6 protein-coding genes are annotated in these 7,959 nt (G+C 30.7%); 3 read left to right on the forward strand and 3 right to left on the reverse strand.

What is annotated here, in order from left to right; translation table 11 throughout:
• Positions 1-76: 76 nt before the first annotated feature.
• Genes yqeB through yqeC form a run of 3 tightly spaced genes read right to left on the reverse strand, consistent with a single transcriptional unit; the run spans position 77 to position 2,260 of the window.
• A complete protein-coding gene (gene yqeB, locus B2W91_RS02850; protein WP_291578773.1) occupies positions 77-913 on the reverse strand; it encodes a selenium-dependent molybdenum cofactor biosynthesis protein YqeB in 837 nt (278 codons plus the stop codon).
• Between the two features lie 16 nt (positions 914-929).
• Positions 930-1,508, reverse strand: a complete 579-nt coding sequence (gene mocA, locus B2W91_RS02855; protein WP_291578774.1) for a molybdenum cofactor cytidylyltransferase — start codon at positions 1,506-1,508, stop codon at positions 930-932.
• Between the two features lie 14 nt (positions 1,509-1,522).
• Positions 1,523-2,260: a selenium cofactor biosynthesis protein YqeC gene (yqeC, locus tag B2W91_RS02860; RefSeq protein ID WP_291578775.1), complete on the reverse strand. Its 738-nt coding sequence runs from the start codon at positions 2,258-2,260 to the stop codon at positions 1,523-1,525.
• 524 nt (positions 2,261-2,784) lie between these two features.
• Between yqeC and B2W91_RS02865 the strand changes: the two genes are divergently transcribed.
• The 3 genes from B2W91_RS02865 (at position 2,785) to B2W91_RS02875 (ending at position 7,923) form a co-directional block, all read left to right on the forward strand.
• On the forward strand, positions 2,785-4,548 hold the full coding sequence (locus tag B2W91_RS02865) for a sigma-54 interaction domain-containing protein (RefSeq protein WP_291578776.1): 1,764 nt from the start codon (positions 2,785-2,787) through the stop codon (positions 4,546-4,548).
• Positions 4,549-4,848: 300 nt separating this feature from the next.
• On the forward strand, positions 4,849-6,060 hold the full coding sequence (dpaL, locus tag B2W91_RS02870) for a diaminopropionate ammonia-lyase (RefSeq protein ID WP_291578777.1): 1,212 nt from the start codon (positions 4,849-4,851) through the stop codon (positions 6,058-6,060).
• A gap of 402 nt (positions 6,061-6,462) precedes the next feature.
• Positions 6,463-7,923: a uracil-xanthine permease family protein gene (locus B2W91_RS02875; RefSeq protein ID WP_291578778.1), complete on the forward strand. Its 1,461-nt coding sequence runs from the start codon at positions 6,463-6,465 to the stop codon at positions 7,921-7,923.
• The last annotated feature ends 36 nt before the right edge of the window (positions 7,924-7,959 follow it).

The following is a 7,959-nucleotide window of genomic DNA, read 5'->3' on the forward strand; positions in this document are numbered from 1 at the left end:
TAATTGAAATGTTTGAAATATAAGTTTAGTAGTTAAAGCTATAATATAATTTTATCAATATTTTCATAAACTTTTCTTAGGATGTTTTATCCCATAGTTTAACATTAGTTTCTGCATTTTTGTTCATAAAATATAAAATAGCTTCTAATACGCCGCCAGCGATGTTTCGTGCTTTATCAGAAATAGTATAGCAATTTCTTAGTTCATTACATCTAGGATCTACGTCTGCTATTTTTAAGCCTTCTTTAATTTCGCTGCCATCTCTTATAATTCCTCTTAATAGACCACTTATCTCTGCTTTTATTTCTACACTGTCCACGTAAGCTAAAATTTCATCAGAAGATACAAAATCGCCGATTTCTCTTACATTTTGAATAATTCCACTAGCTGGACTGTATATAACTCTTTCTTTAGAATATCCTCCTATTTCTCCAGGAATTCCTGTATTTTTCATAGCTTCTCCTTTTAATATAAGCCTTCCTAGATTATGACCTCTCATGGTTTCTATAACAGCATGAACATCTTTACCAGCTTCAAAACCAGGTCCAAGTGCTATGGTTATCTCCGCCATATTTATTTTTGTACCTAAGTTTTTTTTAGCTATTATAGCATCTACTAAAATTTTAGGTTTTAACATTTCTATAAATTTTCCTTGAGGGTCTACTGCAATAGGAATTTTATTATTTTGCCAGCATTTTAATATCTCATTAAGATCATTCACTTTTATAGCAGTAGCATTTTCAATAGTAATTTTATTAGTGTATATAGCTTCGCTATAACATACATTTCTTCTTATAGAAGTAGGATAATCAGTTTCTAAGACCAGTACTTTAAAGCCGCTTCTATGAAGCTTATGTATAGTCCCAGAAGCTACATCTCCTCCTCCCCTAACAATTACAATATCTTTATACATATCTACCCCATCCTTATTATAAATTTGTGTTTAATATATTTTCATAATCTTTTATTGTATCCACATCTAATAAAGAATAATTACTTTCTAAATCTACAAATAAAACTTCACTAAGATTATTATGAATAATAGGCCTGCCGCCTATATCTCCTTGTAAACTCAGTAATTGATCTTTGAATTTTGATGAAAATATAGTAGGGGAACCAGATTTATTTTTGTATCTAGGTACTATAATAGAATTTTTATTTTTTATAAAAGTATCTAATAGTAAATTTATAGTATAGGAATCTATTAATGGCTGATCAGCAGTAAAGAACATATATCCATCTGATGCAGCTGCATTTAAAATGCCTAGCTTTATAGATTGGCTTTGTCCTTTGTGAGACTCTGTATTTAAAACAGTTAAAATATTCTTACTTTTGCCTATATCTAATATTTGTTTTTCCTTACCAACTAGGATTATTTCATTAAAGGTACATGTTTGCACTGCATCTATAACATGTTCAATTATAGGCTTCCCTTTAAATGGCAGTAACAATTTGTTTTTTCCCATTCTAGTAGAATAGCCCGATGCCATTATTACAGCATTTACCATAATAAACCTCCAACTTAACGAGATACTAAACAGTATCTTTTTTCTTTTAAGCTTCCTATAATTATTTTATCTATAAATGAGTTAGAATTTGAATGTAAGTATTTTATTAACTCATTTGCCAATGTAGTAGTATCTTGGCTTTCTACTTTATTTATAAATAGTATCTTTTCTCCTACAGAATCTTTAAAAAGTCCTAGGGGATGGGCTATTAATGAACCTATCATTGGTATAGATATTTTTTCACCTAAACTTCCACTACTTATATTTATAAAATGATCTACTCTATGAACATTAACATCATTTATTATTTTACCTACACATGTTATGTCTAATATTCCTATGGTCTTAGTGGTATTTTTGCATATAACTGGCTCATTTTCCCGCCATCCTTTGATAGGCTTTTTTTTAGAACCATCCGCTTCTATTATAGAGTAGTCGAAATGTTTAAACTTTTCATCTAAAAATTCCTTGTTTAATCCAGAGAGTTTATCGTTTCCATCTATAAAATTACCATACACATATATGCCATTTTCATTGTAGTCATCATATATATAGCAATTTTCTTTTCCAATGCATATAAAATCATATGCTGATTTTTCAGGAGGATATATTTTGGTGGTTGTTGTTACTAAAACTTTATTAGAAGTCCTGAGCTCTTCTGCTAAAGTAAACATTAGAGAAGTTTTCCCACCAGCTCCAACTATTGATAAGACTGATCCTTTTTTAAAATTTAATATATTTGAAATAAGCATATTTACCTCTTTAATATATTTTATTTTTAAAATATTGAAGCAATAAATATGCCAAAATATTTTAAATTTATTTAACTATGAATTTAATAAGGATCTATATGATAAATGTCGAAGAATCAACGCTTGAATAACATATAAGTTATAAAAAATATGTCAAAAATAGGGGATATCACGTATTTAGTATTATATAAATATAATATTTAAGATTATATATAATTATAGCTTTGAACGCATTGAGATTTCTAGTTTTCATCATATAATGTGAATTAGAAAATTCTTAGCTTTTAAAAAAATAATATTTATATATGATAGAGAAAATTATTAAAATGATAATTATTATAATATTGATAAATCGCATATATTCTAAATTTTCAGTAAAATATTTAAAAAAATTATCTTATTGATAAGTATTTAAAATTAAATCTTGTTTTAATTTTCACATAATTGTGATAAAATTATTTTGTGGGAGTTATTGTAATTTATTCTAGAAAAAATAAACTAATGTTTAAGGAATGATGTAAAGTATGAGGGGTTCTACGTTATTAGAGATTCAAGATACAGTGGCTAAGTACGCGAGTATAATTTCAAACATAATTAAAGTAGATGTTGAAATTGTAGATAAAAATTTGTTCAGAGTAGCGGGTACTGGTATCTATAAAGATGAGATAAACAAGGATATATCAAAAGAAGGATATGTATATGATCATGTTATAAAAACTGGAGAGAAACAAATAATAAAAAGTCCTGGACAGCATCCTTTCTGCGAAAAGTGCAACCATATAAATAATTGTGTAGAAAAAATGCTTGTTTGTACTCCTATAATTTTAAAAGAAGATATTATTGGAGTAATAGGACTTGTATGTACAGAGGATAGTCAAAGAGCACATTTTATAGAAAATTTTGATTCATTTATTCAGGTGTTAGATCAAATATCAGATTTCATCAGTACCAAATCATATGAACATCTTGAATTTGAGAGAAGTAATATGATGGTAGAATTATTAAATCAAATAATAGATAGTGTAGATAAAGGGGTTCTAGTTACTAAAAACAATGAAATAGTTCATATGAATACAAGTGCTATGAAGCAACTTAAGCTTACAGCTAAAAATAAAAATAAAAAAATAACTATTTCTTCTACTAGTGAATACATACTTGGAGGAGAAGTATATACTATCATCATAAATGATGAAAGATTTCAGCTTATGGGCAGAATTATACCTGTTTTCCCCGTGTTATCCTCATATGACACAATATTTGTATTTGAAGAAATAAAACATTTAAAATCTAAGATATGTAAGGTCAGCGGTGGAAGAGAAGTTATAAAAATTGAAGATATTATTGGAGAGTCAAAAGCTATGATTCAGGTTAAAAATAGGATTAAGCAAATTGCTTCTTCAAGGTCTACTGTTCTTATAACTGGGGAAAGCGGTACTGGAAAAGAAGTAATTGCAAGAGCTATACATTGTGAAAGTGATAAAAATACTAATCCATTTATAGCTATAAACTGTGGAGCTATACCGGATGCTCTGTTAGAGAGTGAATTATTTGGATATGTAAGAGGAGCTTTTAGCGGAGCAGATCCAAATGGAAGAGTAGGTAAATTTGAATTAGCAAACAATGGAACAATATTTTTAGATGAGATAGGGGACATGCCTTTAGATCTTCAAGTTAAAATATTGAGGGTACTTCAAGAAAGGAAACTTGTAAGAATAGGTTCTAACCAGCTTATAGATTTAAATATAAGAGTTATCGCAGCTACTAACAAAGATTTAAAAAAGCTTATAAAAGAAAATAAATTTAGAGAAGATTTATATTATAGACTTAATGTTATTCCATTAAAGATACCTCCTTTAAGAGAGAGAAAAGAAGATATAGAACTTCTTATGGATATGTTAGTAGAAAAATATAATGGACTTTTAGGCAAATCTGTTTATAAAATTGACAAAGAGTGTAAAAATATTTTAACTAATTATCCGTGGTATGGAAATGTAAGAGAGTTAGAAAATGCTGTAGAGTTTATGATAAACGTGGCAGATGATAGTGGAATAGTAACAGTTGATATGTTACCTCCAAGCATAGTTGAAAATAAAAGTAACAAAACCTATGAAAATTATGTGGATGGAGATATAAGACCTTTAAAAGATATAGAAAGAGAATATATATTTAAAGCTTTAGATAAATATGGACATGATACTAAAGGTAAACAGTTAGCAGCGAAGCATTTAGGAATAGGCATAGCTACTTTATATAGGAAGTTAGAAGGAATAAAAGATTTATCAAAATAATAATTTTTTTATTGCTTATATCCCATAAATCAATAAAAAAATATATTTTATCGTAATGATAACTAATTATTGTTTTGATAATAAAATTATATATTTTAAAAATTATATTAAGATACAAAGCTACTGATAAGCTTTGTATTTTTTTTTAAAAAGTATTAACAACCTAAACAAATATCCATTATTAAAAGGAGAATTTAACATATAAAGAAAATCCAATATACAAAAACTGGCATGGCTATTGCTTATAATTATTTTCGAAAAGCAAAATTTTAAAGATCAAGAAAGAAAGAGGTAATAGCAATGTGTGAAGGAATAATATGGAAAGAAAATACTATGATGCAGAAAGAAAATAAAGCATCTGTTGAATTTTTAGGAGAGGCAGAAATAAAAAAAGCTAGACATTTTCATGAAAGTTTTCCTCAATATACTAAGACACCTTTAGTAAATTTAGATAATTTAGCAAAACGTATAGGTGTAGCTGGAATATATGTAAAAGACGAATCTTATCGTTTTGGATTAAATGCTTTTAAAGTATTAGGCGGATCTTTTTCTATGGGTAAATATTTAGCAAAAAAACTAGGAAAAGATATTTCAGAATTGAGTTACCAAAAGCTTACATCAGAGGAAGTAAAAAAAGAACTCGGTGATATAACATTTGTTACAGCTACAGATGGTAACCACGGACGTGGGGTAGCATGGACAGCAGCACAATTAAAACAAAAATCAATAGTTTATATGCCAAAGGGATCTTCATTAACACGACTTGAAAATATAAGAAAAGAAGGAGCAGATGCCTCTATAACTGACATGAATTATGATGATGCAGTAAGACTTGCAGCTTCTGGAGCAGAAAAAAATGGATGGGTTGTAGTTCAAGATACTGCTTGGGAAGGATATGAAGAAATTCCTACTTGGATAATGCAAGGATATGGAACTATGGCATCAGAAGCATTAGAACAATTAAAAGAACTCAATGTAGATAGACCTACACACATATTCGTACAGGCTGGAGTTGGTTCTTTAGCAGGAGCTGTTCAAGGATACTTTGCTTCAGTATTTAAAGATGAATGTCCAATAACTGTAATAGTGGAAGCTGATGAAGCAGCTTGCTTATATAAATCAGCAGTAGCTGGAGATGGAAAGGCAAGAGTAGTAACTGGAGATATGCCTACTATAATGGCAGGACTTGCTTGTGGGGAAGCAAATACTATAGGATGGGAAGTTCTAAAATCTTACAGTTCAACTTTTGTATCTTGTCCAAATTGGGTTGCAGCTAATGGTATGAGAATACTAGGAAATCCTATGAATGGAGATAAAAAAGTAATATCTGGTGAATCAGGAGCAGTAACAACTGGACTTATAAATGCAATAATGACAAGAGATGACATGAAAGAGTTAAGAGAAGAATTAAAATTAGATGAAAACTCAAGAGTACTTTTATTTAGTACAGAAGGTGACACAGATCCAGATAAATATAGACAAATCGTTTGGAATGGGGAATATTCAAAATAAAAAAATTAGCATAAAAATGGATGATAAGTGAAAAAAGTAGTAGCTCCTGTTGATGAATTACTTCCACCGCAGCAGTTATTTATTTTAACGTGAATTAGATGAAAAATCTTAGTGATTTCAATGCTTATAGGATTTGGCCAATGCTATCTTTATAATTATGTAAGCTTTACTACATATATAGACCTATATTTTCTACTTTTAGCATAATTAAAAATAATCCCATCTTCTCTATGTATTGATTTTTAAAATTTTATCACATAAAAACCCGTCGAACTTGCGTTAAATTTTACCATAAGTAAGTGAGGAGTTGTTTTATTAGCAAAGAAAAAAGCCTTATTTTACAAGGCTTTTGGCATCTTACAAATGCCCGAATCTTTTTGTGTATGAAAGGGGAAGTTCAAAATGGCAAATTCAAAGGAAAAAGAATTAATCTATCAGATGGAGGGAAAACCAAGCCTCGGAATAGCATTTCCACTTGGTCTTCAGCACATCCTTGCAATGTTTACAGGAAACCTAGCACCTATACTTATTATTGCAAGTATATGCGGTCTTTCACCTGAAGATAAGACTATTATGCTTTCTTCAGCAATGATAGTTTCAGGAATTACAACACTAATTCAGTTATATCCTATTAAATTTGGAAAAAGCTATAGGATAGGAGCTAACCTGCCGATTGTAATGGGTACGTCATTTGCTTTCGTAGCAGTAGCAAGTATAGTTGCAACAGAAATAGCTCCGTCTATGGGACTTACAGACCCGAGAGATGTATATGCTTTAGTTCTGGGATGTTCAATCGTTGGAAGTATGACAGAAGTTTTGATGGGGTTTTTCTACAAAAAGCTTTCAAATTTATTCTCTCCAATCGTTGTTGGAACAACACTTATTGCGATAGGACTTAATCTTTTAAGTGCTGGTGCAAGTTATTTTAATGGTGGTTCAAGAGCAGCAGCAGACAGTGCAGTATATGCCGCTGACCCGAATAAATTCCAATTTTCAGGAATACTTGGCTCGGCACGAAATGTTGGAATTGCACTTTTTGTATTTGTACTTGTACTTGTACTTCAAAAATTCGGAAAAGGAATTGTAAAGAATTCTGCGCTTCTTATCGCTTTGGCTGTTGGATACATTGTAGCGATACCTCTTGGAATGGTTGATTTCAGTGCTATAAGCGCAGCAAAGGTTGTAGCAGTACCGCTTCCGTTTCATTTTGGACTTAAATTTTCTATTTCAGGTATATTAAATTTTGCATTGTTCTATGTAATTTCAGGACTTGAAACCATAGGAAATACAGGTGGTATCACTATAGCGGCTTTCGACCGTGAGCCAGAGCCAGAGGAGACATCAGGAGCTATTTTAGCAGATGCACTTGGTTCCACATTGGCAAACTGCTTTAATGCCATGCCTAATACCGCTTTTGGACAGAATGCTGGAATCATTGCAATGACTAAGATTGTAAATAAGTGGTGTATTGCTGTTGGAGCAATCTTCCTTGCACTTTGCGGTTTAATTCCAAAACTTGCAGCTATATTTCAAACAATACCTGATCCTGTACTCGGCGGTGCGATAATCTCTGTATTTGCCATGATTACACTAAATGGTATTAAGATGATTGCTAAAGCAGGCTTTTCTGAAAGAAACACAACTATAATCGGCATTACATTTTCTTTTGGGATTGGTCTTACAACTATGAAGCTTGCTATTGATACATTTCCGCCATTTTTGCAGCCATTCCTTAGCGCAGTACAACCTCTTATAAGTTCACCGGCTGCTGTATGCTGCATTGTCTCAATTATAGCAAGTATTCTTTTCCCAATGAGTAAAGAAGATAAAGAATTATCGAAATCAGCAATGCTGGATGCTTAATCTTTAAGTAGCAGCTATAGGGATACAATGTGAAAA

The sequence above is a fragment of the Clostridium sp. UBA6640 genome (genome assembly GCF_002455975.1).
Lineage (GTDB): Bacteria > Bacillota > Clostridia > Clostridiales > Clostridiaceae > Clostridium_J.